Below are 20,613 nucleotides of genomic sequence, written 5' to 3' on the forward strand. Positions count from 1 at the left end.
GACGTCTCATCGACAACAGGATGCCTGACATGCCGGACCATCGTGGCGGCCGCGCCGCCGAAGTTTTCTCTGCCATGCGCCGCATGGCGCCGCTGATTACAGCCGTGATCCCGATCGGCCTCGTCTTCGGGGCGGCCGCGGCGGGCAACGGCCTTTCGCCGCTCGAAGCGACGCTGATGAGTGCGCTGGTCTTCGCCGGCGGCTCGCAGTTCGTCGCCATGGACATCTGGACGCATCCGGCGAGCTGGGCGGCACTCGGCGTCTCCGCCTTCCTGGTCAACATCCGCCACGTGCTGATGAGCGCGTCGCTCGCGCCGAAGCTCGGGCACTTTCCCGGCTGGCGGAAGTATCTCTCGGTGCTCTTCCTGACCGACGAAGGCTGGGCGGTTGCCGAAACCCACGCGGCGGGCGCGAGGCTCACCCCGCTCTGGTACGCCGGCGCCGTCATTCCGTTCTACCTCGCCTGGGTGGCGTCGGGCCTCGCCGGTTCGCTCGCCGGCGCCTTCCTCGGCGATCCGGCCGTCACCGGGCTCGACTTTGTCTTCTGCGCCGTCTTCATCGTGCTGGTGATGAATTTCTGGAAGGGCGCGCGCACCGGACTGGTACTCCTTGCAAGTGGGCTGTCTGCCGTGCTGGTGCATGCGGCCGTGCCGGGCGTCTGGTATATCCTCGCCGGCGCGCTCGCGGGTGTCGCCACGGCCGTCCTCATGCCCGACGGCCAAGAGGTCACGGCATGACGCTCGATCCGCAGACCTTTCTCGCGATCCTCGTGATGGCGCTCGCAACCGCCGCAACCCGCATCGGCGGGCTCGTCCTCTTCGGTTTCCTGACGCTGGACCGCCGGCAGAAGCGGGCGATGGAGGCGATCCCGCCGGCGGTGCTGATGGCAGTCGTCGCACCCACGGCGCTCGCCACCGGACCGGCGGAGACGATCGCCGCGGTCGTCACGGCACTAGCGGCGCTGCGCCTGCCGCTGCTTGCCGCAACCGCACTCGGCGTCGCGGCCGTGGCGATATTGAGGGCGGCAGGTCTCTGACCTCGGCCCTTGTCACGCCGCGGTCGGCTCCAGATCCTCGGCGATGAACCGGGCACGGAACTCCGTGGGGCTGATCCCGAGCTTCCGGCGAAAATGGTGCCGGAGCGTGTGAGCGGACCCGAAGCCGGCGGCGATGGCAATCTCCTCCATCCGGGCCGTGCCGCGGCGGAGCAACTGCTTCGCCAGCGTTACCCGTTCGGTCACCAGCCATTCGCCGGGCGCCATGCCGGTGGCGTCGCAAAAGCGGCGTTGGAAGGTGCGATCGCTCATGCGGCAGAGGCGGGCCATTTCGGCGATGGTCCAGTCGCGGGCGAGGTCGCCGCGGATGGCGTCGAGCAGCGGCGCGATCTCGGCGCCTTCACGGAGTGCGACCGGCCGTTCGAGGAACTGTGCCTGCCCGCCGGAACGATGGGCGGGCATCACCAGCCGTCGGGCGACCGAGTTGGCGGCTGCAGGACCGAAGTCGTGCCGGATCATCTCGATCAGGAGGTCGATGCCGGCGGCACTGCCGGCCGCCGTAAATATCCCGTCATGCGACCTGTAAAGGGAAGCTTCGTCGACGACGAGGCCGGGGTGCTTGCGGCGCAGGGCATCCGCATAACGCCAGTGTGTCGTGGCGACCCCCTTGTCGAGAAGACCGGTCGCCGCAAGTACGAAGGCGCCGGAACAGAGTGAAACCAGCCGTGCGCCGCGCGCATGCGCCGCCCGCAGCTGCCGAAGCAGCCCATCCGGCACCGGCATGTCGACACCACGCCAGCCGGGCACGACGATGATGTCGGCTTCGTCGAGGCGATCGATGCCGCCGTCCGCAGTCACGGTCAGGCCACCATGGGCTCGCATCGGCCCCTCATCGACCGCACAGGTGGCGAAGCGGTACCAGCCCGGTCCCATCTCCGGGCGGCTGAGACCGAAGATCTCGGTCACGATGCCGAATTCGAATGTGCACAGGCCGTCGTAGACGAGAGCGACGACGAGAGGGCCGGTTGTCGGAGCAGGGTTTGTCATGATTTACACGCATATTGTCATTCCTGCCAATTTGCAACGCCGGCGTTTCGTTCGATGTTTGCCGCGTCGAAAGGAGACCAAGTGATGACCTCTGCCGTGACTGCCGTGAAACCCGCTCCGAGCAACATTGCCCAAGAGCACTTTTCCGCCGAATTTTCCTTTGAAACCGATTGCTGGGACGTTCACGATGCCCTGGCGAGAGGCGCGGACTTCGTGTTGCTCGACGTTCGTAGCCCCGCCCTCTATGCGAAGGGGCACATTCCGGGAGCGGTCGGGCTGCCGCATGGGAAGATCACCGCCAACCGCATGTCGGAGTGGCCGGAAGATACGATCTTCGTCACCTACTGCGCCGGACCCCACTGCAACGGCGCCGCCCGCGGCGCACTGCGGCTTGCCGGCCTCGGCCGCCCGGTGAAGATCATGGCCGGCGGCATAACCGGCTGGCTGGACGAGGGCTTTGAACTCGCGGCCGCAGAGGCGCCGTGATGCTCGTCGTGGGTGAGGCGGCGTCGCAGCACGCCGACGACCTCCTCGAACTGATCCGGGAACACGCCGCCTATGAGCGAACGACGGCCGGAATCACGCGAGAGGAGCTTCTGCGGCTGCTGACCGAGAGGCATATTCCCGTTCGCCTCTTCGTCGCGCAAAGCGATCGCTTGCAGGGATATGCCGCCCTGACCTTCGATCACTCGCTGTGGCGGGCCCGCCGCTTTGCTCATCTCGACTGCCTGTTCGTCCGCGCATCCGGTCGCGGCAAGGGAACGGGAGCCAGGCTTTTCGCGCATGTCGTCGATGAGGCGCGCGCATCCGGCGCGGATCGTCTCGAATGGCAGACACCGGACTGGAACCGGGACGCGATCCGGTTCTACGAGCGCGAAGGCGGTGTCTGGCATGCCAAGGCCCGCTTCAGTCTCGCGATCTCCTGAGACGCCGAAACTCGCGACGGGCAATGGACCTGACGTTCACCCGCACGTCTGCTTGCGGGTGGGCCGGTCGTCCAGGTTCTCAAGACCCTTGGAAATCGCCCGTAAGGGCGAGATTTTGTGGCTCTCCGATTTCTATTGCATGCCCGTCGGGATCATAGAACCGGAACACGCGTTGCCCCCATGCCTGCCGCTCAACGGGATGTATTAGTTTCACGCGAGGCCCGATTTCTGCGAAAGCCGCGTCAACGTCTTCATGCTCAAAATACAATAGTAGATTTCTCTGGCCATAAGGTTCTTGCGAAGTGGTTGCTTCGCGCCAGACCGTCTGTTCGAGCGACTGCCCCTCGTGTATCGCAAAGCCCGTTTCGAAGAGCACGAAGCTCCCAAAATCCTCCAATACTCTCAGGCCGAGTATATCTTGGTAGAAGGCCTTGGACCGGCCGATGTCGCGGACGAAAGGAATAGGATTGACGAAACGCATCGAATTCCTCTCGCGACGTCCAAGTCTCCGTCACACAAGGCAAAACCCCCGTGCCTCCTGCGACCGCGCCCCGCAATGTCCAAAATCTCCGAAAGCCTGCTATCGGCAGAAGCAGATGCAGGCCTTCGATGGTCAAGAGATGGGCACGCGGCTCCCGCTCAATGCTCCTCGTACTGCGTGAAGCTCGGGTCGGCGAGATCGGCGAAGCGGGTGTATTCGGCCTGGAAGGCGAGCTTGACGGTGCCGGTTGGCCCGTGACGCTGCTTGGCGATGATGACGTCGGCCGTGCCCTTGACCTTCTCCATCTGTCCTTCCCATTCGGCGTATTTCGGGTCGGCGGGGTCGCGCGGTTCCATGTTCTTCACATAGTATTCCTCGCGGAACACGAAGAGCACGACGTCCGCGTCCTGTTCGATAGAGCCCGATTCACGCAGGTCGGAGAGCTGCGGGCGCTTGTCGTCGCGGCTTTCGACCTGACGGGAGAGCTGCGAGAGCGCGACGATCGGAACGTTGAGTTCCTTGCCGAGCGCCTTGAGGCCCGTGGTGATCTCGGTGATTTCCTGCACGCGGTTCTCGCCGGCCTTCTTGGAACCGGTCATCAGCTGCACGTAGTCGACCACGAGGCAGTCGAGGCCGCGCTGGCGCTTCAGGCGGCGGGCACGCGCCGCGAGCTGTGCGATCGAGATGCCGCCGGTCTGGTCGATGTAGAGCGGCACCTTCTGCATGGTCTGGGAGAAGCCGACGAGCTTCTCGAAGTCCTGCTCGGTGATATCGCCGCGGCGGATCTTCGAGGACGAGACTTCTGTCTGCTCGGACATGATACGGGTGGCGAGCTGCTCGGACGACATTTCGAGCGAGTAGAAGCCGACGACACCGCCGTTCCTGGCCTTGAACGAGCCGTCCGGCATGACCTCGGGCTCGTAGGCTGCGGCGATGTTCCAGGCGATGTTGGTCGCAAGCGAGGTCTTGCCCATGCCCGGACGGCCGGCGAGGATGATCAAGTCGGAGCGCTGCAGACCGCCCATCTTCGAGTCGAGCGAATGGATGCCGGTCGAAATGCCGGAGAGATTGCCGTCGCGTTCGAAGGCGGCGCCCGCCATGTCGACGGCCAGTGCCACTGCGTCGCTGAAGGCCTGGAAGCCGCCGTCGTAGCGGCCGTTCTCGGCGAGTTCGAAAAGGCGGCGTTCGGTGTCCTCGATCTGCGCCTGCGGCGGCATGTCGAGCGGCGCGTCATAGGCGATGTTGACGACGTCCTCGCCGATCTGGATCAGCGCGCGGCGCAGCGCCAGATCGTAGATCGCGCGGCCGTAGTCCTCGGCGTTGATGATCGTCACCGCCTCGGAGGCGAGGCGGGCGAGATACTGCGCGACCGTGAGGTCGCCGACCTTCTCTTCGGCCGGCAGGAAGGTCTTGATGGTGACGGGGTTCGCCGTCTTGCCCATGCGGATGATCTCCGAGGCGACCTCGAAGATCTTGCGGTGCAACGGCTCGTAGAGATGGACGGGCTTCAGAAAGTCCGAGACGCGGTAATAGGCGTCGTTGTTGACGAGGATCGCGCCGAGAAGCGCCTGTTCGGCCTCGATGTTGTTCGGCGCTTCGCGATAGAGCGGCTCGGCCTGCTGGGGGGGCGTGATCTTGCGCACAGCGTCGTTCATTGCGGGCTACCGTTTCCCTCGTTCATGCTCGTCGACAGCCAACCGGTTTGACGATCGACGACAGGATAGTCAACAGCAATCGGGCGATTCCACGCCCGCTCGGCGGGCAGACGGTCCGTGCCGGCAGTTGTCCCTTTTATCCACAGGCCGGCGGGTTTCCGTACGGTCCGATTGGGATTCCGCTTGCGCGCCCGCGGGCGGCGGCGAATCGCCCGGCACGGATGATTCTACACCGTGGCGGAAACGTCCGGAGGGAATTCTTCGGCGGCCTGTGGGGCCGGGCCCTCCCGCAAAAGAAAACGCCCGGGCCGCATGGACCCGGGCGTCGAAATCCGGCTTGCGACGGATGTTATTCCTGTTCGCCTTCGAACTCGGCGTCCGGGTTGAAGAAGTCTTCCGGACGCAGGGCGTCTTCGTCGACGCCGTAGATCGCGTCGGCGGAGGTCAGGCTTTCGCCCTTGGCCTGGCGTTCGGCTTCTTCGGCCGAGCGGGCGACGTTGAGCTCGATCGACAGCTCGACTTCGGCATGCAGGTGCAGGGTGACCTGGTGCAGGCCGATCGACTTGATCGGCTGGTTGAGTTCGACCTGGTTGCGCGAAACGTTGAAGCCTTCGGAGGCCAGGATCTCGGCGACGTCACGAGCGGCGACGGAGCCGTACAGCTGGCCGGTTTCGCCGGCCGAACGGACGACGACGAAGGACTTGCCGGAGAGGGCGTCGGCGACCTTCTGGGCTTCCGACTTGCGCTCGAGGTTGCGGGCTTCGAGGGTGGCGCGTTCGGCTTCGAAGCGGGCCTTGTTGGCGGCGTTGGCGCGCAGCGCCTTGCCCTGCGGCAGGAGATAGTTGCGGGCAAAGCCGTCGCGAACCTTCACGGTTTCGCCCATCTGGCCGAGCTTGGCGATACGTTCGAGAAGAATGACTTCCATTTTCGTTTCCTTTCAGTCTTGAAGTTCAGGTGTTGCGGTTGTCAGGTTTGTCGGCGGGTCGCGCCGGCGTCAGCGCCACGGTCCGCCGGGTGTCCGACAGGCCGAGGACGAGAATGAAGAAGGCGGGCAGCACGAGCAGCGCCGAGAGATAGGCGAGCACCAGCGCCGGCGCGCGCCAGTCCTTGCCGCGGGTGCGCAGGTGCAGGGAGGCGAAGCCGGCAAGCAGGAACCCCGCGCCGAAGGTGCCACAGACGGTTGCGCCGACAAGGGCCGGAACCCCGCCGTAGAAGCTCGCGAGAATGCCGGCGAGGAACACGAAGAGCGCGTTGCGGTTCATCCTGAGTGCGGACGGAATGTCCTCGCGCGGGCGCAGGGCGTGGCCGGAGGCGGCGACGATCCGCACGGCGACGTAGTAGGCCGAAAAGAGCATCAGCACCCAGGTGCCGCCCTGCATGACCGGCAGCATCGTCAGCATCATGCGCTTCAGCTGCGCGACGCTTGCGGCATCCGGCGCCATTGCGGGGTTCTCGCCGCCCTGGACCGACTGCAGCAGCGCATCGACCATCTGGCTGACGAGGTCCGGTCCGTAGCCGATCATGATCCCGAGCACGACGACGGCGAGCGCGACCAGTGAGCAGAGGTGCAGCAGGATATCGGAGAGCGGATACCATGCCATCAGGTGGTCGGGGCCGCCGATCTCGGAGGCGGGACGCGCGAGGTTCGCAAGATGGCTGAGCCAGCCCGCCGGCAGCAGCGTGAAGATCGCCATGGCGAAGGCGAAGAGCGGCGAGACGGCGAGCGCGCCGACGGCGGCGGCGGTGATGACCGCGATGATCGCGGCGACGTTGCCCCAGCCGAGGCCGACAATGAGCACGGGAAGGGCGGACGCCGCGTAGAGGAGAGAGGCAAACGACGGCTGCGCATTCGCGCCCAGCACCAGCAGGGCGGCGGTAATGCCGGCGAGAACGCCGGTCAGCAGCAATGTCGCATTCACCTGTTTCACGTCGCTGTCCTGCTTTTCGAAGCAGTTAGGGGAAGATCCGGATTCGATCTGTGAGCGTCCGGTCCCCAACATGGGTTTTCAAGGGTGCCGATCCGCGCCCATCGCGGAAGGGCGGTTCCGCCGGCCGAAGCCGGCGGAACAATGTCGGATTACGCTACGACGTAGGGCAGCAGGCCGAGGAAGCGGGCGCGCTTGATGGCCTTGGCCAGTTCGCGCTGCTTCTTCTGGGAAACTGCCGTGATGCGGGACGGAACGATCTTGCCGCGCTCGGAAATGTAGCGCTGCAGGAGACGAACGTCCTTGTAGTCGATCTTCGGTGCGTTCGCGCCCGAGAAGGGGCAGGTCTTGCGACGACGATGGAACGGGCGGCGTGCCGGAGCAGAGGATGCATCAGCCATTGTGTTTTCTCCTTGTGCTCGAAATTACGCGCGGTCTTCGCGCGGACGACGCTCGAAGCCACCTTCGCGCGGACCACGGTCCGGACGCGGGCCACGATCGCCGAAGTCGCGGCGCGGGCCGCGGTCGTCGCCTTCGCGGCGCGGACGGTCGTCGCGGTCGCGCTTCTGCATCATCGCGGACGGGCCTTCTTCATGGGCTTCGACGGCGATGGTCATGTAACGAAGAACGTCTTCGTTGATGCGCATCTGGCGTTCCATTTCATGGATGGCGGCCGCCGGAGCGTCGATGTCCATGAGCGCGTAATGCGCCTTGCGGTTCTTCTTGATGCGGTAGGTGAGGGACTTCAGGCCCCAGTTTTCGATGCGCCCGACCTTGCCGCCGTTAGCTTCGATGACGCCCTTGTACTGTTCGACGAGGGCATCAACCTGCTGAGCGGACATATCCTGCCGGGCAAGGAATACATGTTCGTAAAGAGCCATTGTAGACTTGCCTTTCTTGCGGTTGTCGTCACCCGGATCCGGCGCTAAGCCTCAACGACTGCTCTTGGAACTGGAAAATCCAGGCAAGAAAAGCGTTTGATCGAGACGGTCGAGAGCGGAGACACGGGAGGCCGGCAACCCTTCGGTGCCTGCGATCCTTGGTTCAAGGACCTGCCCTCCGTTCAGCCACCAGCCGAAGGACCGGGTGTTTTGAACAGCGCGCTTATACGCATTTTTCGCGGAAAGGCAAGGCTGAAAAGCCGGAAGTGCGCTTCCGTCAGATCGCGAGCGCCAGATAGCCGCCGTAGAGCACGAGCAGCAGGACCCCGAAGAGCCGGTTGACCGGCTGGTCGAGCAGGATCGCCGCGGTGAAGACTGCCGCCGCGGCCAGCATCACCGGCACGTCGAAACGGGAGAAGCGCGGTGCGACGGGAACCGGCAGCACAAGCGCGGTCACGCCGAGGATGAAGAGGATGTTGAAGATGTTCGAACCGACGACGTTGCCGACGGTGACGTCGGACTGGCGGCGGGACGCCGCCACGACGGCGGTCGCGAGTTCCGGCAGGCTGGTGCCGACCGCGACGACCGTCAGGCCGATCACCGCCTCGGAGACGCCGAAGTCGACGGCGAGCTTCGTTGCGCCGCGAACGAGCAGTTCGGCGCCGGAAAACAGCGCCGTAAGGCTTGCCGCGATCAGAATGGCGATCCGCGACCACGGCAGTTCCTCGCCTTCGATCGTCTCGACGATGCGCGTCGACGGATCGCGCCGGGCCTTGCGGTAGCCCTGTCGCAGATAGACGCCGAGGAGAACCACCATCACCAAGCCGGCGATCCGCCCGACGGCGCTGAACTGCACGAGCAGGAGCATCAGCGTGGTGGCGGCGAGCATCACCAGCGCGTCACGCCGGACGGCACCGTCCCATTCCTTCATCGGCGAGATGGCAGCACCGACGCCGATGATGAGGAGCGTATTGGCGATGTTGGAGCCGACGACGTTGCCGAGCACGAGGCCTGGCGACGCCGCGAAGGCGGCCCGCAGCGAGACCAGGAGTTCCGGCAGCGAGGTTCCGAAGCCGATGACGACCAGCGAGACGAGCAGCGTCGGGACGTCCAGCCGGCGGGACAGGGAGACGGTGCCGCGCAGCAGCCATTCCGCGCCGAAATAGAGACAGACCAGGCCGCTCGCTACGAGGAGGTAATCCATATTGCTCCGCTTCGCCGTCCAGATGGTTCCATTGGAGCAGTCCGGACGGCCGTGCGCAATATGAAATGGCAGCTTCTGCCTAGGTCGCGATGCCGCGGGGGCCTCAGATCGGCATGGGATAGAAGCGATGGACCTTGGCGATCTCGGCGAGAACCTCGTCCGAGAGCGCGAGATCTGCAGCCGAGATATCGGTCTTCAGCTGTTCCATGCTGGTCGCGCCGATGATCACCGAGGCCATGAAGGGCCGCGTGAGGCAGAAGGCGAGTGCCATCGCGGACGGATCGAGGCCGTGCTTGCGGGCGATCTCGAGATAGGCGCGCGTCGCCGGCTCCTGGCGGGGCTGCAGGCGTCCGCCGATGTCGCCGTTGATCGAGCCGCGGGAGCCTGCCGGCTTCTGTCCGTCGAGATACTTGCCCGAAAGGATGCCGCCGGCGAGGGGAGAATAGGCGAGCAGGCCGACATCCTCGTGATGCGAGACTTCTGCAAGGTCGAGATCGAAGCTGCGGTAGAGGAGGTTGTATTCGTTCTGGAGTGTTGCTACCCGCGGGAGCCCCTTCTTCTCGGCGAGCGAGAGATATTTGAGCGTGCCCCAGGCCGTTTCGTTGGAAAGGCCGATCGCGCGGATCTTGCCGGCCTTCACGCAATCGTCGAGCGCGGAGAGTTTTTCCTCGATGTCGGCGACAGCCTTCTCGCGATCCTGCTTGAAGGGATTGTAGGTCCACGCCTGGCGGAAGTGATAGTGGCCGCGGTTCGGCCAGTGGATCTGGTAAAGATCGATATAGTCCGTCTTCAGCCGCTTGAGGCTCGCGTCGACCGCCTCGCGGATCGCCGCCCCGGTGATCGGGCCGCCGCCGCGGATATAGGGCCGTCCGGAGCCGGCGACCTTGGTCGCGAGCACGACGTCCCTGCGCTTGCCGGTCTTTTCGAACCAGTTGCCGATGATCGTCTCGGTGTCGCCATAGGTCTCGGCGGAGAGCGGCGTGGTCGGATAGAGTTCGGCGGTATCGAAGAAATTGATGCCGCGGTCGAGCGCGTAGTCCATCTGCTCGAAGGCCTCGGCCTCCGTGTTCTGCGAGCCCCAGGTCATCGTTCCCAGGCAGATTTCGGACACGGTGATGCCGGTGCGGCCGAGCTTGTTGTACTTCATGAAAGCGGTTCCGTTGCTGGAAAGAATATCAAAGGGCGGGAATTGCCATCCGAATCTAGGTCGATTTCGCTGTACTGCAAGCTCGTTCTTCGCGTACCTCCGCCGGTGCGCCGATCCTCTTCTCCCGCCTCTGGACAACGTGCCGCGAGCGGGGCAAAGCGGCCGGCCCGCACTTGACTCCCTTGGAAAACCCGTCAAAGGGAGAGGAAAAAGTCAGGGAAGAACATATCCCGAGAAGGATTGAACCATGAGTGTGGCATTTACGTTCCCCGGCCAGGGCAGCCAGGTCGTCGGCATGGGCAAGGAGCTTGCGGAGACCTATCCCGAGGCCCGCGCGGTCTTCGAGGAGGTCGACGAGGCGCTCGGCGAAAAACTCTCCTCCGTCATGTTCGAGGGGCCGGAAGAGACCCTGACGCTGACCGCAAACGCCCAGCCGGCGCTGATGGCCGTATCGATGGCGGCGATCCGCGTGATGCAGGCCCGCGGCCTCGACCTCAAGTCCAAGGTCGCCTTCGTCGCCGGCCATTCGCTCGGCGAGTATTCGGCGCTCTGCGCCGCCGGCACCTTTTCGCTCGCCGATACCGCACGGCTCCTGCGCATCCGCGGCAACGCCATGCAGGCCGCCGTTCCGGTCGGCGAGGGCGCCATGGCCGCGATCATCGGTCTCGAGCACGGTGACGTGCAGTCCATTTGTGTCGAAGCCTCGGCCGTCGGTCCCTGCCAGATCGCCAACGACAACGGCGGCGGCCAGCTGGTGATCTCCGGCGCCAAGGCTGCTGTCGAAAAGGCGGCCGGCCTTGCGACCGAAAAGGGCGCAAAGCGCGCCATCATGCTGCCGGTTTCCGCGCCCTTCCATTCCGCCCTGATGGGGCCGGCCGCCGAGGCGATGCGCGAGGCGCTCGCCAAGGTCGAAAAGAAGGACCCCGTCGTGCCGCTGGTCGCCAATGTGCGCGCCGCACCGGTCACCGCCGCCGACGAGATCGCCGCGCTGCTGGTCGAGCAGGTCACCGGCCAGGTCCGCTGGCGCGAGACGGTGGAATGGTTCGCCGCAAACGGCGTCACCACGCTTTATGAACTCGGCTCCGGCAAGGTCCTGACGGGTCTCGCCCGCCGCATCGACAAGTCCGTGAACGGCATCGCCGTCAATACGCCGGCCGATATCGACGCCGCGCTCGCCGCTCTTCTCGCCTGATCCATTTGCCCCAAAGGAGGGGACTTGTATGAGTGCCAAAGAGCCATTCCGACTGCGGATAGCTGCTCATCGTGCGGGTGGCGTTGATGAGATTGTCCGCTTCTTGTCTGACATCAATGCTGCGTACGAGGCGTGTTATTTCTTTGAGGTGCGCCTGACGCGTTGGCAGCGGCGGTACATTTTTGAGGCTCCCTCGCACACTTGGCTAGAGCCAAACTTGAGCGTAAACGCAACGGAGCCAAGCAGTATTCTCCCTGAATTTCAGCTGGAGCTGACGAAGGTATCAATTAATTCTCCTGGGTTCTGGGAGTTTCTAGGTGCTCTAAACCCGCTGCAACAGATGCGGGAGTATCTCAAGGACCGGCATGAGCGCCTAAAGGATAAGGACTATCGGAACCTCTCAGAGAAGGAACGGCTCCAGCTGGAGAATGAACTGCTTCGTGCCCAAGTAATCAAAGCGAAACACGATGTTCTTCGCGACAGAGTATCGCTGTTGCGCGAGATGGATATGTCTGACCAGCAAATTGCTGAATTGGTGTGGCGAAGTGTCGGGGTGCCGCTTGCCAAACTGGGTCGACATCAGGATGCAGGGCTTATCGGAAAGCCTTTGATTGAAAATGAAGAGTCAGAGATAGGATAAGAACGATGTTTGATTTGACCGGCCGCAAGGCTCTCGTCACCGGCGCAACCGGCGGCCTCGGCGAGGAAATCGCCCGCCAGCTGCACGCGCGCGGCGCCATCGTCGGCCTGCATGGAACGCGTGTCGAAAAGCTCGAGGCGCTCGCCGCCGAGCTCGGCGACCGGGTCAAGGTCTTCCCGGCGAACCTGTCGAACCGCGACGAAGTGAAGGCGCTGGGCGAGAAGGCGGAAGCCGAACTCGAAGGGGTCGACATCCTCGTCAACAATGCCGGCATCACCAAGGACGGCCTCTTCGTTCGGATGAGCGACGAGGACTGGGACAGCGTGCTCGAGGTCAACCTGACGGCGGTCTTCCGCCTGACGCGCGAACTCACGCATCCGATGATGCGCCGCCGCTTCGGCCGCATCATCAACATCACCTCGATCGTCGGCGTCACCGGCAATCCGGGCCAGACGAACTACTGCGCCTCGAAGGCCGGCATGATCGGCTTTTCGAAGTCGCTCGCCCAGGAGATCGCGACGCGTAACGTGACCGTCAACTGCGTCGCGCCGGGCTTCATCGAAAGCGCGATGACCGGCAAGCTGAACGACAAGCAGAAGGACGCGATCATGGGCGCGATCCCGATGAAGCGCATGGGCACCGGCGGTGACATTGCAGCCGCCGTCGTCTACCTGGCGTCCAACGAGGCGGGCTACGTCACCGGCCAGACGCTCCATGTCAACGGCGGTATGGCGATGATCTGACGCCTGCGCACGATGTGTGCGGGATTTGCATGTTGAGCAGCCTCTCGCCGGTGATTTTCAGGCTTTGCGAAGGGCTTAAAGCATGTTAAGCGGGCCAAGGCTGTGTACAGTCGTCCCGAAATGACAGGCGGCAGTTATGCCTAGGCTGCCGTTCGTTGTGGATTGGGCTGAACGAGTTTGCCGGTGAGGTTGCAAATGCATCGATCGCCGGTTTGATACAGGGTAGGGGACCGTCGCGGCGCCCCGATACAAAGAAGGTCGAGGAAACCGACATGAGCGATATCGCAGAACGCGTGAAGAAAATTGTAATTGACCATCTTGGCGTTGATGCCGAGAAAGTCGTCGAAGGCGCGAGCTTCATCGACGACCTGGGCGCCGACTCGCTCGACACGGTCGAATTGGTCATGGCTTTCGAAGAAGAGTTCGGCGTTGAAATCCCGGACGACGCGGCCGATTCCATCCTGACCGTCGGCGACGCGGTAAAGTTCATCGAGAAGGCTCAGGCCTGATCGTTGACATGCTAGGCAGGCGGATCGCTTTCGATCCGGCCTGCGGAGGCCCGCTCCTGGCGGGCCTTGCTGTTTTCAGACCGAAAGAACAGGTGGGCTGCGGACTATGAGACGGGTCGTTATCACCGGTACCGGCATGGTATCTCCTCTGGGGTGTGGAACCGAGGTGACGTGGTCGAGACTTCTCGCCGGACAGAGCGGCGCACGCCGCGTGACCGAGTTCGAGGTCGATGACCTGCCCGCGCAGGTCGCCTGCCGCATTCCGACCGAAGGCGAAGGTGCATTCAGTCCGGACGACTGGCTGGAGCTCAAGGAACAGCGCAAGGTCGACAACTTCATCATCTACGCGATCGCTGCCGCCGACATGGCGCTCGAGGATGCCGGCTGGCACCCCAAGAGCGACGAGGACCAGATCGCAAGCGGCGTGCTGATCGGCTCCGGCATCGGTGGCATCGAAGGTATCGTCGAAGCGGGATTCATCCTGCGCGACAAGGGCCCGCGCCGCCTTTCGCCGTTCTTCATTCCCGGACGCCTCATCAACCTCGCATCCGGCCAGGTTTCCATTCGCCACAAGCTGCGCGGTCCGAACCACTCGGTCGTCACTGCCTGCTCGACCGGCGCCCATGCCATCGGTGACGCAGCGCGCCTGATCGCGCTCGGCGATGCCGACGTGATGGTCGCGGGCGGCACCGAATCGCCGATCAGCCGCATCTCGCTTGCCGGCTTTGCCGCCTGCCGTGCGCTGTCGACTGCCCACAACGACGACCCGACCCGCGCCTCGCGCCCTTACGACAAGGACCGTGACGGCTTCGTCATGGGCGAGGGGGCCGGCATCGTCGTGCTCGAAGAGCTGGAGCACGCCAAGGCCCGCGGCGCCAAGATCTACGCCGAAATCGTCGGCTATGGCCTTTCCGGCGACGCCTATCACATCACCGCCCCGTCCGAAGACGGCGAAGGCGCGCAGCGCTGCATGGCGATGGCGCTGAAGCGCGCCGGTCTGACGCCCGCCGATATCGACTACATCAACGCCCATGGCACCTCGACCATGGCCGACGTCATCGAGCTCGGCGCTGTCGAGCGGCTCGTCGGCGATGCCGCCTCGACGATCTCGATGTCGTCGACCAAGTCGGCGATCGGCCATCTGCTCGGTGCCGCCGGCGCCGTCGAGGCGATCTTCTCTGCGCTCGCGATCCGTGACAATATCGCGCCACCGACGCTCAACCTCGACAATCCCGAAGTGGAGACGGCGATCGACCTCGTGCCGCACAAGGCGCGTGCGCGTGAGATCAATGTCGCGCTTTCCAATTCGTTCGGATTCGGAGGCACGAATGCCTCGCTGGTCCTGCGTCGCTACCAGGGATAACCAGCCGGGAGGCCCGGCGCGCCGGAATGACGCTTTCGGGATGGATGCCGCGTACTGGTTTTCGCCGCAATGTCCGGCGAAAGAGCGGCTGGACCGAAATGGAGAGGAGTGCCGGTGAGCGAGATCGATCAGAACAGCGGGAATGAAATCGGCCGCGGTGCGGAAACCGCGTCCAAGGGACCGATCATTCCGAAATCGCCGGCCGAAGCGCTGAAGCCGGAACGGGTTCCCGCACCTCCGAGACGCTCGCGCAAGGCACGCAGCCAGCTGGTGATCTTCCTCAATTTCCTGATGTCGCTGACGGTCATGGTCTTCGTGATCGCCGTCGCCGGTTTCTATTACGTGATGTCGGCCTACCAGGAGCGGGGACCGCTGCAGGCGAATGTCAATTTTGTTGTTCGTAGCGGCGCCGGTCTTTCCGAGATCGCCAACAACCTCGAACGGAGCGGTGCAGTCACTGATTCCCGTATCTTCCGCTATGTGACGGCCACCTATCTCGATGACAACGAGACGCTGAAGGCCGGCGAATACGAGATCAAGGCGAACGCGTCGATGAAGGAGATCATGGACCTCCTGAAGTCGGGCAGGTCGATCCTCTATTCGATCTCCTTCCCGGAGGGGCTCTCGGTCAAGCAGATGTTCAAGCGGCTCGCCGACGATCAGGTGCTCGAAGGCGAGCTGCCGGCGGAACTGCCGGTGGAAGGGGCGCTCCGGCCCGATACCTACAAGTTCTCCCGCGGGACGAAGCGCGACGAGATCATCAGGCAAATGATCGCGGCGCAGGAAAAGATCGTCGACCAGGTCTGGGAGAAGCGTGCCCCCGACCTGCCGCTGAAGAGCAAGCTCGAACTCGTCACGCTCGCCTCGATCGTGGAGAAGGAGACAGGCAAGCCCGACGAACGCGCCCATGTCGCTTCCGTCTTCTACAATCGGTTGCAGAAGGGTATGCGTCTCCAATCGGACCCGACGATCGTCTACGGTCTCTTCGGCGGCGACGGAAAGCCCGCCGACCGCCCGATCTTCCAGTCGGACCTGAAGAAGGAAACGCCCTACAACACTTACATCGTCAAGGGTCTGCCGCCCGGGCCGATCGCCAATCCCGGCCGCGAGGCGCTGGAGGCGGTGGCCAATCCGTGGCGCACCGAGGACCTCTACTTCGTGGCGGACGGCACCGGCGGCCACGTCTTCGCGGCGACGCTCGAAGAGCACAACGCCAACGTCAAGAAGTGGCGCAAGATCGAAGCCGAGCGTGGCGTCGAACCCGACGTGGTGATGGACGCTCAGCCGACGAACAACTAGCGGTCCGATTCCGGCGCTCACATTCCCGGGCTTTGCCCGAACCGCGAACGCCGGATAAACGCCTGTTTCCAGAGCCTACGGAGTAGATCGATGGCACTGCAATCCATGACCGGCTTCGCCCGAAGCGAAGGGACGAGCGGGCGCTATCGCTGGGCCTGGGAGTTGCGCTCGGTCAACGGCAAGGGGCTCGATATAAGGCTGCGCCTGCCGAGCGGGATGGAGGCTCTCGAGGTCGAGGCGCGTCATCGCCTGTCCGAGGCGCTCTCCCGCGGCAATCTGCAGGTGACGCTTTCCGTGACCATAAGCGAAAATCGCGTCGAGGCCGTCGTCAACGAGGAGGCGCTCGCCGCCGTCCTGAAGCTGCGCGACGCGCTCGGCTCTTCGGTCGTCGATCCTTCGCCGATGCGCCTCGATGCGCTTCTGAACATCCGCGGGCTCGTCGAGTTCCGCGAGGCGGTCGACAGCGAGGAAATCATCGCCGCGCGTGACGCCGCAATCCTCGACGGCCTTTCGAGGGCGATCGCCGCCCTCGGTGACATGCGCCGACGGGAGGGCGATGCGCTCGGCCGTCTTCTTGCCGCGCATGTCGACAAGATTGAAGAGCTCGCCCGTCGCGTCGAGGCCGATCCCTCCCGCTCGCCGGAGGAGATCACCCGCAAGCTCGAGGCGCAGCTTCAGGCCCTGCTGGAAAGCGCACCGTCGCTCGACCGCGACCGGCTGCACGCCGAGGCCGCGCTGCTGGCGACGAAGGCGGACCTCCGAGAAGAGATCGACCGGCTGAAGGCGCATGTCGCCGCCGCCCGCGAGCTTCTGACCGAAGGCGGCCCGATCGGCCGCAAGCTCGATTTTCTGGCACAGGAATTTAACCGCGAATCGAATACCATCTGTTCCAAGTCGAATGCCGTCGCGGTGACCTCAGCCGGCATCGAGCTAAAGGTCGTCATCGACCAGTTCCGGGAACAGGTCCAGAATTTGGAGTAGGAAATGGGTAAGCCGAAGGGAGGCGTGGTGGAGATCGCCAGGCGGGGATTGATGCTGGTGATCTCGTCGCCGTCGGGCGCGGGCAAGTCGTCGATCGCGCGCACGCTGCTCAGCCAGCCGGACATGCAGATCAGCGTGTCGGTGAGCGTCACCACGCGCGAACGTCGCCACAGCGAGGTGGAAGGCGTCCACTACCGTTTCGTCTCGCAGCGCGAGTTCGAGGCGTTGCGCGCCTCCGACTCCCTGCTCGAATGGGCCGAAGTCCACGGCAACTTCTACGGCACGCCGCGCGATCCGGTGGAGATCGCGATGGCCGAAGGCCGTGACATGCTGTTCGACATCGACTGGCAGGGCGCCCAGCAGCTGCAGGAAAAGATGCCGGCGGACGTGGTGTCGATCTTCATCCTGCCGCCGACCATGGCCGAGCTGCAGTCTCGCCTGCATCGCCGTGCGGAAGATACCGAGGAGGTAATCCAGACGCGGCTTGCCAACTCGCGGTCCGAAATCGAGCACTGGCGGGAATACGACTACGTCATCGTCAATGACGACCTCAATACGGCGATCGACTCGGTCAAATCGATCATCAAGGCGGAACGGCTGCGGCGCGACCGGCGGCACGGCCTGTTCGACTTCGTCAACGGGCTCATCACCGAGGCGTAACAGCCGGAGGTAGGCCCGGCCGGTTCATCTGGCTGGCCGGTTCAGAGCGAGTTCGCCAGCCGGACGAATTCTTCCACCGACAGCGTCTCGGCCCGTCTCGCCGGATCGATGCCGGCTTTCACGAGCAGGGCCTCGCCGCCGAGCGGTTTCAGGCTCTGGCGCAGCATCTTGCGCCGCTGGCCGAAGGCAGCCTGCGTGACGCGTTCGAGCTTTTCGGCAGAACAGGGCAGGGGATCGGCCTTCGGGACGAGATGGACGACCGTCGAGGTGACCTTCGGCGGGGGCGTGAAGGCCTGCGGCGGCACGTCGAAGGCCATGTGGGCGTCGGTCCGCCAGCCACAGAGCACGCCGAGGCGGCCGTAATGGTCGTCGTCCTCGTGTGCCACGATGCGCTGGCCGACTTCCTTCTGGAACATCAGCGTCAGCGACTGCCAGAACGGCGGCCAGGCCTTCGGCAGCAGCCAGTTGACCAGCAGTTGCGTGCCGACATTGTAGGGCAGGTTGGCGATGATCTTGACCGGACCTTCGGGCACGAGCGCCTCGAAATCGGTCTTCAGCGCATCACCTTCGATCACCTCCAGCCGGCCGGGATAGTGTTCGGCCACCTCGGCGAGCGCCGGCAGGCAGCGGGCGTCGCGTTCGACGGCGATGACCTTCCTGGCACCGAGCGCGAGGATCGCCCGGGTGAGACCGCCCGGTCCGGGGCCGACCTCGAACACGGTCACGCCCTCGAGCGAACCGGCGGTGCGGGCGACCTTCTGCGTCAGGTTGAGATCGAGCAGGAAGTTCTGGCCGAGCGCCTTGCGGGCGTCGAGCTCATGGCGACGGATGACGTCGCGTAGCGGCGGAAGACCGTCGAGGGCCGCCATCAGGAGGCGGCGCCCGCGCCCGCGGGGCGGGAGATCTCCGAGGCGAGCTTCAGCGCGGCGACGAGGCTGTCGTGGCGGGCGATGCCGGTGCCGGCGATACCGAAGGCGGTGCCGTGGTCGGGCGAGGTGCGCACGAAGGGAAGACCGAGCGTCACGTTGACGGAGTCGTCGAAGCCGAGCGCCTTGACCGGGATCAGCGCCTGGTCGTGGTACATGCAGACCGCGACGTCGTAGCGCCGGCGGGCTTCGTCATGGAACATGGTGTCGGCCGGCAGAGGCCCGAAGGCATCGATCCCTTCGGCGCGCAACTGCGTGATCGCCGGATGGATGATCTCTTCGTCCTCGAGCCCGATCGCCCCGCCTTCACCCGCATGGGGGTTGAGCCCGGCGACGGCAAGTCGCGGCGAGGAAAGGCCGAAGCGTTCCTTGAGGTCCCTGGCGATAATGCGGCAGGTGTCGAGGATCAGCGTCTCCGTCAGCGCGGCCGGAACGTCCTTGATCGGGATGTGGATGGTGACCGGCACCGCCTTCAGCTTCGGCCCCGCAAGCATCATCACCGGACGGACGCTCGTTCCGGTAGCGCGGCTCGCGAGATCGGCCAGAAATTCGGTATGGCCCGGAAAGCCGAAGCCGGCCTCGTAGAGTACGGCTTTGGCAATCGGGTTGGTGACCATGCCGCGCACCTTGCCTTCGAAGCACAGCCGGACGGCCGTCTCGATGGCGGCGATCGTCGACTTGGCGGTTGCGACATGCGGGCTGCCCGCCACCACGTCGACACCGGCCGAAATCGGTAGCACGGGAAGTGCGTCGGCGAAGACGGACATGGCGCCCGCGGCATCGGTCTCCTTCAGCGGAACGTCGATGTCGAGCTGTCTGGCGCGAACCGCGAGAACGGCCGGATCGCCGACAAAGAGGAAGGGCGGCAGGCCATGGACCGACCGCTCCAGCCAGGCCGAAAGCGCGATGTCGGGGCCGACGCCGGCCGGGTCCCCCTGGCTGAGTGCGAGAGGAAGGCTCTCGGTCTGTGTCATCGTCAGTCGGTCCCGGAGATCAGCGGTAGACGATCTGCGCCTTCGAGCGCAGGTCGTCGAGGTACTTTTGGGCGTTCGGATTGTCAGTCGCCTTGTCCTTGCCGAGGTCTTCGGCGCGGAAGACGACTTCCGCCGCGACGTCGTCCGACACCTGGCGCTGATTGCAGATCGCCAGATATTCGACACCGCGTTCGGTGACGCGGGTTCCGGTCGTACCGTCCTTCGCCTTCTCGATCAGCGGCTTCCACTCTTCCGGCAGTTCGGGCGCGAGCACCCGGCCGAGGTTGCGGATCGATACGTCACGGTAGTTCTTGGCGAATTCCATCGCCTGGTCGCAGCCGGGGAACTTCGACCGCGAGGCTTCCGCTTCCGATTTGCGCTTGCCGACGATGCCCTTCTTGTTGGCGGGCACGACGAAGATCACCTGCTTCAGGAAGTATTCTGTGGTGACCGGCTTCTCCTTGCGTTCCAGCAGGCGCGTCGCGACTTCCTGGCTCGAAAGCTTGCCACGAGAGCCGTAGCGGGCGTTGACGAGGCGCGGCCAGCTCATCGAGACGGCGATATAGGCCTTGAAGTGGTCGGCGGTGACGCCTGCCTGGTTCAGGATGCCGGTGAGTTGCTGAACGGAGAGCTTGTTCGAACTGGCGAAACGCTCAAAGGCCGCATCGACTTCGTCGGTGCTGACCGACATGCCGACGCGCGCAATCTCCTGCCGCTTCAGCGTCTCGTCGACCATCTCCTCTCGGGCAATCTTCTTCAGGTCGCCCTTGCGGCGCTGAAGTCGCAGGAAGGCGATGCGCTTGGCGACGTCGCCCGTGGTGATCGCGGTCTTGTTGACGACCGCGGCGACTTCGCTTGCCGCATAGGCGGCAGGAGCGATGGGTAGAGGACCGGGGCCTGCGGTGAAGGCGAGCGCTGCCGCACAAAGAAGCAGGATACGTGTCTGCTTTTTGCCAAAGGTCATTGGCATTCCTTTCCATCGGGCGCGCTATTGTCGGCGCGTCCCGGCATTTCGTTGGCCACCGAAGTATAATGTGCCGCAGGGATTGCACAATCCGTGCGGCGA

The 20,613-nt window shown here is 64.4% G+C and carries 24 protein-coding genes; 12 read left to right on the top strand and 12 right to left on the bottom strand.

Going from position 1 to position 20,613, the window contains the following annotated elements; genetic code table 11:
• Positions 1–29 precede the first annotated feature (29 nt).
• Together DFR48_RS04520 and DFR48_RS04525 are read left to right on the top strand one after the other, a co-directional pair.
• Positions 30–737, top strand: coding sequence for an AzlC family ABC transporter permease (locus DFR48_RS04520; RefSeq protein WP_170141801.1), 708 nt, complete (start codon positions 30–32; stop codon positions 735–737).
• On the top strand, positions 734–1,036 hold the full coding sequence (locus DFR48_RS04525) for an AzlD family protein (protein WP_114361969.1): 303 nt from the start codon (positions 734–736) through the stop codon (positions 1,034–1,036). The genes DFR48_RS04520 and DFR48_RS04525 overlap by 4 nt, the downstream gene beginning before the upstream one ends.
• A 12-nt stretch (positions 1,037–1,048) precedes the next feature.
• On the opposite strand, the gene ftrA is transcribed toward DFR48_RS04525, so the two are convergent.
• A complete protein-coding gene (gene ftrA / locus DFR48_RS04530; RefSeq protein WP_114361970.1) occupies positions 1,049–2,041 on the bottom strand; it encodes a transcriptional regulator FtrA in 993 nt (330 codons plus the stop codon).
• Between the two features lie 84 nt (positions 2,042–2,125).
• Here ftrA and DFR48_RS04535 point away from each other — a divergent pair, with 84 nt between their 5' ends.
• Positions 2,126–2,527: a rhodanese-like domain-containing protein gene (locus DFR48_RS04535; RefSeq protein WP_210205954.1), complete on the top strand. Its 402-nt coding sequence runs from the start codon at positions 2,126–2,128 to the stop codon at positions 2,525–2,527.
• A complete protein-coding gene (locus tag DFR48_RS04540) occupies positions 2,527–2,967 on the top strand; it encodes a GNAT family N-acetyltransferase (RefSeq protein ID WP_114361972.1) in 441 nt (146 codons plus the stop codon). Before DFR48_RS04535 ends, DFR48_RS04540 begins: the two co-directional genes overlap by 1 nt.
• A gap of 79 nt (positions 2,968–3,046) precedes the next feature.
• Here the strand turns inward: DFR48_RS04540 and DFR48_RS04545 are convergent, their stop codons facing one another.
• The 8 genes from DFR48_RS04545 to DFR48_RS04585 form a co-directional block, all read right to left on the bottom strand.
• A complete protein-coding gene (locus DFR48_RS04545; RefSeq protein ID WP_114361973.1) occupies positions 3,047–3,448 on the bottom strand; it encodes a VOC family protein in 402 nt (133 codons plus the stop codon).
• A 158-nt stretch (positions 3,449–3,606) separates the two neighbouring features.
• Entirely contained in the window at positions 3,607–5,103 is a 1,497-nt protein-coding gene (locus DFR48_RS04550; protein ID WP_114361974.1) for a replicative DNA helicase, read from the bottom strand.
• 349 nt (positions 5,104–5,452) lie between these two features.
• Entirely contained in the window at positions 5,453–6,028 is a 576-nt protein-coding gene (rplI, locus tag DFR48_RS04555) for a 50S ribosomal protein L9 (protein WP_114361975.1), read from the bottom strand.
• Between the two features lie 25 nt (positions 6,029–6,053).
• A complete protein-coding gene (locus DFR48_RS04560; protein ID WP_114362310.1) occupies positions 6,054–7,031 on the bottom strand; it encodes a DUF2232 domain-containing protein in 978 nt (325 codons plus the stop codon).
• Positions 7,032–7,180: 149 nt separating this feature from the next.
• Positions 7,181–7,429: a 30S ribosomal protein S18 gene (gene rpsR, locus DFR48_RS04565; protein WP_112686882.1), complete on the bottom strand. Its 249-nt coding sequence runs from the start codon at positions 7,427–7,429 to the stop codon at positions 7,181–7,183.
• Between the two features lie 24 nt (positions 7,430–7,453).
• A complete protein-coding gene (gene rpsF, locus DFR48_RS04570; protein WP_112686884.1) occupies positions 7,454–7,909 on the bottom strand; it encodes a 30S ribosomal protein S6 in 456 nt (151 codons plus the stop codon).
• 277 nt (positions 7,910–8,186) lie between these two features.
• Positions 8,187–9,113 (bottom strand): calcium/sodium antiporter, encoded by a 927-nt coding sequence (locus DFR48_RS04580; RefSeq protein ID WP_114361976.1) that lies wholly within the window; start codon positions 9,111–9,113, stop codon positions 8,187–8,189.
• Positions 9,114–9,216: 103 nt separating this feature from the next.
• Entirely contained in the window at positions 9,217–10,260 is a 1,044-nt protein-coding gene (locus DFR48_RS04585) for an aldo/keto reductase (RefSeq protein WP_114361977.1), read from the bottom strand.
• A 247-nt stretch (positions 10,261–10,507) separates the two neighbouring features.
• Between DFR48_RS04585 and fabD the strand changes: the two genes are divergently transcribed.
• The 8 genes from fabD (at position 10,508) to gmk (ending at position 17,647) form a co-directional block, all read left to right on the top strand.
• Entirely contained in the window at positions 10,508–11,452 is a 945-nt protein-coding gene (gene fabD / locus DFR48_RS04590) for an ACP S-malonyltransferase (RefSeq protein WP_114361978.1), read from the top strand.
• 28 nt (positions 11,453–11,480) lie between these two features.
• A complete protein-coding gene (locus DFR48_RS04595; protein ID WP_114361979.1) occupies positions 11,481–12,092 on the top strand; it encodes a hypothetical protein in 612 nt (203 codons plus the stop codon).
• Between the two features lie 5 nt (positions 12,093–12,097).
• Positions 12,098–12,835 (top strand): 3-oxoacyl-[acyl-carrier-protein] reductase, encoded by a 738-nt coding sequence (gene fabG / locus DFR48_RS04600; protein ID WP_114361980.1) that lies wholly within the window; start codon positions 12,098–12,100, stop codon positions 12,833–12,835.
• A 272-nt stretch (positions 12,836–13,107) separates the two neighbouring features.
• A complete protein-coding gene (locus DFR48_RS04605; protein ID WP_027507378.1) occupies positions 13,108–13,344 on the top strand; it encodes an acyl carrier protein in 237 nt (78 codons plus the stop codon).
• Between the two features lie 106 nt (positions 13,345–13,450).
• The gene (gene fabF, locus DFR48_RS04610) at positions 13,451–14,707 is read left to right on the top strand and encodes a beta-ketoacyl-ACP synthase II (RefSeq protein ID WP_114361981.1); all 1,257 of its coding nucleotides are present in this window, start codon (positions 13,451–13,453) and stop codon (positions 14,705–14,707) included.
• A gap of 108 nt (positions 14,708–14,815) precedes the next feature.
• Positions 14,816–16,006 carry an endolytic transglycosylase MltG gene (gene mltG, locus DFR48_RS04615; RefSeq protein WP_425359234.1) on the top strand — a complete coding sequence of 397 codons (1,191 nt, stop codon included), beginning with the start codon at positions 14,816–14,818 and terminating at the stop codon, positions 16,004–16,006.
• 90 nt (positions 16,007–16,096) lie between these two features.
• On the top strand, positions 16,097–16,987 hold the full coding sequence (locus DFR48_RS04620) for a YicC/YloC family endoribonuclease (protein WP_114361983.1): 891 nt from the start codon (positions 16,097–16,099) through the stop codon (positions 16,985–16,987).
• 3 nt (positions 16,988–16,990) lie between these two features.
• On the top strand, positions 16,991–17,647 hold the full coding sequence (gene gmk, locus DFR48_RS04625) for a guanylate kinase (protein WP_112686900.1): 657 nt from the start codon (positions 16,991–16,993) through the stop codon (positions 17,645–17,647).
• Between the two features lie 41 nt (positions 17,648–17,688).
• Here the strand turns inward: gmk and rsmA are convergent, their stop codons facing one another.
• Genes rsmA through DFR48_RS04640 form a run of 3 tightly spaced genes read right to left on the bottom strand, consistent with a single transcriptional unit; the run spans position 17,689 to position 20,511 of the window.
• Positions 17,689–18,516 (bottom strand): 16S rRNA (adenine(1518)-N(6)/adenine(1519)-N(6))-dimethyltransferase RsmA, encoded by an 828-nt coding sequence (gene rsmA, locus DFR48_RS04630; RefSeq protein WP_114361984.1) that lies wholly within the window; start codon positions 18,514–18,516, stop codon positions 17,689–17,691.
• On the bottom strand, positions 18,516–19,547 hold the full coding sequence (pdxA, locus tag DFR48_RS04635) for a 4-hydroxythreonine-4-phosphate dehydrogenase PdxA (RefSeq protein WP_114361985.1): 1,032 nt from the start codon (positions 19,545–19,547) through the stop codon (positions 18,516–18,518). The genes rsmA and pdxA overlap by 1 nt, the downstream gene beginning before the upstream one ends.
• Before the next feature lie 19 nt (positions 19,548–19,566).
• Positions 19,567–20,511 (bottom strand): SurA N-terminal domain-containing protein, encoded by a 945-nt coding sequence (locus tag DFR48_RS04640; protein WP_114361986.1) that lies wholly within the window; start codon positions 20,509–20,511, stop codon positions 19,567–19,569.
• Positions 20,512–20,613 lie beyond the last annotated feature (102 nt).

Origin of the sequence: Ciceribacter lividus, assembly GCF_003337715.1 — a bacterium.
In the GTDB taxonomy this organism is placed as follows: domain Bacteria; phylum Pseudomonadota; class Alphaproteobacteria; order Rhizobiales; family Rhizobiaceae; genus Allorhizobium; species Allorhizobium lividum.

What these genes read in the sequence shown, in the direction of transcription:
- DFR48_RS04525 (WP_114361969.1), top strand. Translation starts at nt 734, where the DNA reads ATGACGCTCGATCCGCAGACCTTTCTCGCGATCCTCGTGATGGCGCTC.
- DFR48_RS04520 (WP_170141801.1), top strand. Translation starts at nt 30, where the DNA reads ATGCCGGACCATCGTGGCGGCCGCGCCGCCGAAGTTTTCTCTGCCATG.
- fabG (WP_114361980.1), top strand. Translation starts at nt 12,098, where the DNA reads ATGTTTGATTTGACCGGCCGCAAGGCTCTCGTCACCGGCGCAACCGGC.
- rsmA (WP_114361984.1), bottom strand. Translation starts at nt 18,516, where the DNA reads ATGGCGGCCCTCGACGGTCTTCCGCCGCTACGCGACGTCATCCGTCGC.
- fabF (WP_114361981.1), top strand. Translation starts at nt 13,451, where the DNA reads ATGAGACGGGTCGTTATCACCGGTACCGGCATGGTATCTCCTCTGGGG.
- ftrA (WP_114361970.1), bottom strand. Translation starts at nt 2,041, where the DNA reads ATGACAAACCCTGCTCCGACAACCGGCCCTCTCGTCGTCGCTCTCGTC.
- DFR48_RS04540 (WP_114361972.1), top strand. Translation starts at nt 2,527, where the DNA reads ATGCTCGTCGTGGGTGAGGCGGCGTCGCAGCACGCCGACGACCTCCTC.
- rplI (WP_114361975.1), bottom strand. Translation starts at nt 6,028, where the DNA reads ATGGAAGTCATTCTTCTCGAACGTATCGCCAAGCTCGGCCAGATGGGC.
- DFR48_RS04550 (WP_114361974.1), bottom strand. Translation starts at nt 5,103, where the DNA reads ATGAACGACGCTGTGCGCAAGATCACGCCCCCCCAGCAGGCCGAGCCG.
- rpsF (WP_112686884.1), bottom strand. Translation starts at nt 7,909, where the DNA reads ATGGCTCTTTACGAACATGTATTCCTTGCCCGGCAGGATATGTCCGCT.
- rpsR (WP_112686882.1), bottom strand. Translation starts at nt 7,429, where the DNA reads ATGGCTGATGCATCCTCTGCTCCGGCACGCCGCCCGTTCCATCGTCGT.
- DFR48_RS04640 (WP_114361986.1), bottom strand. Translation starts at nt 20,511, where the DNA reads ATGACCTTTGGCAAAAAGCAGACACGTATCCTGCTTCTTTGTGCGGCA.
- fabD (WP_114361978.1), top strand. Translation starts at nt 10,508, where the DNA reads ATGAGTGTGGCATTTACGTTCCCCGGCCAGGGCAGCCAGGTCGTCGGC.
- DFR48_RS04620 (WP_114361983.1), top strand. Translation starts at nt 16,097, where the DNA reads ATGGCACTGCAATCCATGACCGGCTTCGCCCGAAGCGAAGGGACGAGC.
- pdxA (WP_114361985.1), bottom strand. Translation starts at nt 19,547, where the DNA reads ATGACACAGACCGAGAGCCTTCCTCTCGCACTCAGCCAGGGGGACCCG.
- DFR48_RS04595 (WP_114361979.1), top strand. Translation starts at nt 11,481, where the DNA reads ATGAGTGCCAAAGAGCCATTCCGACTGCGGATAGCTGCTCATCGTGCG.
- DFR48_RS04605 (WP_027507378.1), top strand. Translation starts at nt 13,108, where the DNA reads ATGAGCGATATCGCAGAACGCGTGAAGAAAATTGTAATTGACCATCTT.
- DFR48_RS04545 (WP_114361973.1), bottom strand. Translation starts at nt 3,448, where the DNA reads ATGCGTTTCGTCAATCCTATTCCTTTCGTCCGCGACATCGGCCGGTCC.
- DFR48_RS04585 (WP_114361977.1), bottom strand. Translation starts at nt 10,260, where the DNA reads ATGAAGTACAACAAGCTCGGCCGCACCGGCATCACCGTGTCCGAAATC.
- DFR48_RS04535 (WP_210205954.1), top strand. Translation starts at nt 2,126, where the DNA reads ATGACCTCTGCCGTGACTGCCGTGAAACCCGCTCCGAGCAACATTGCC.
- gmk (WP_112686900.1), top strand. Translation starts at nt 16,991, where the DNA reads ATGGGTAAGCCGAAGGGAGGCGTGGTGGAGATCGCCAGGCGGGGATTG.
- DFR48_RS04580 (WP_114361976.1), bottom strand. Translation starts at nt 9,113, where the DNA reads ATGGATTACCTCCTCGTAGCGAGCGGCCTGGTCTGTCTCTATTTCGGC.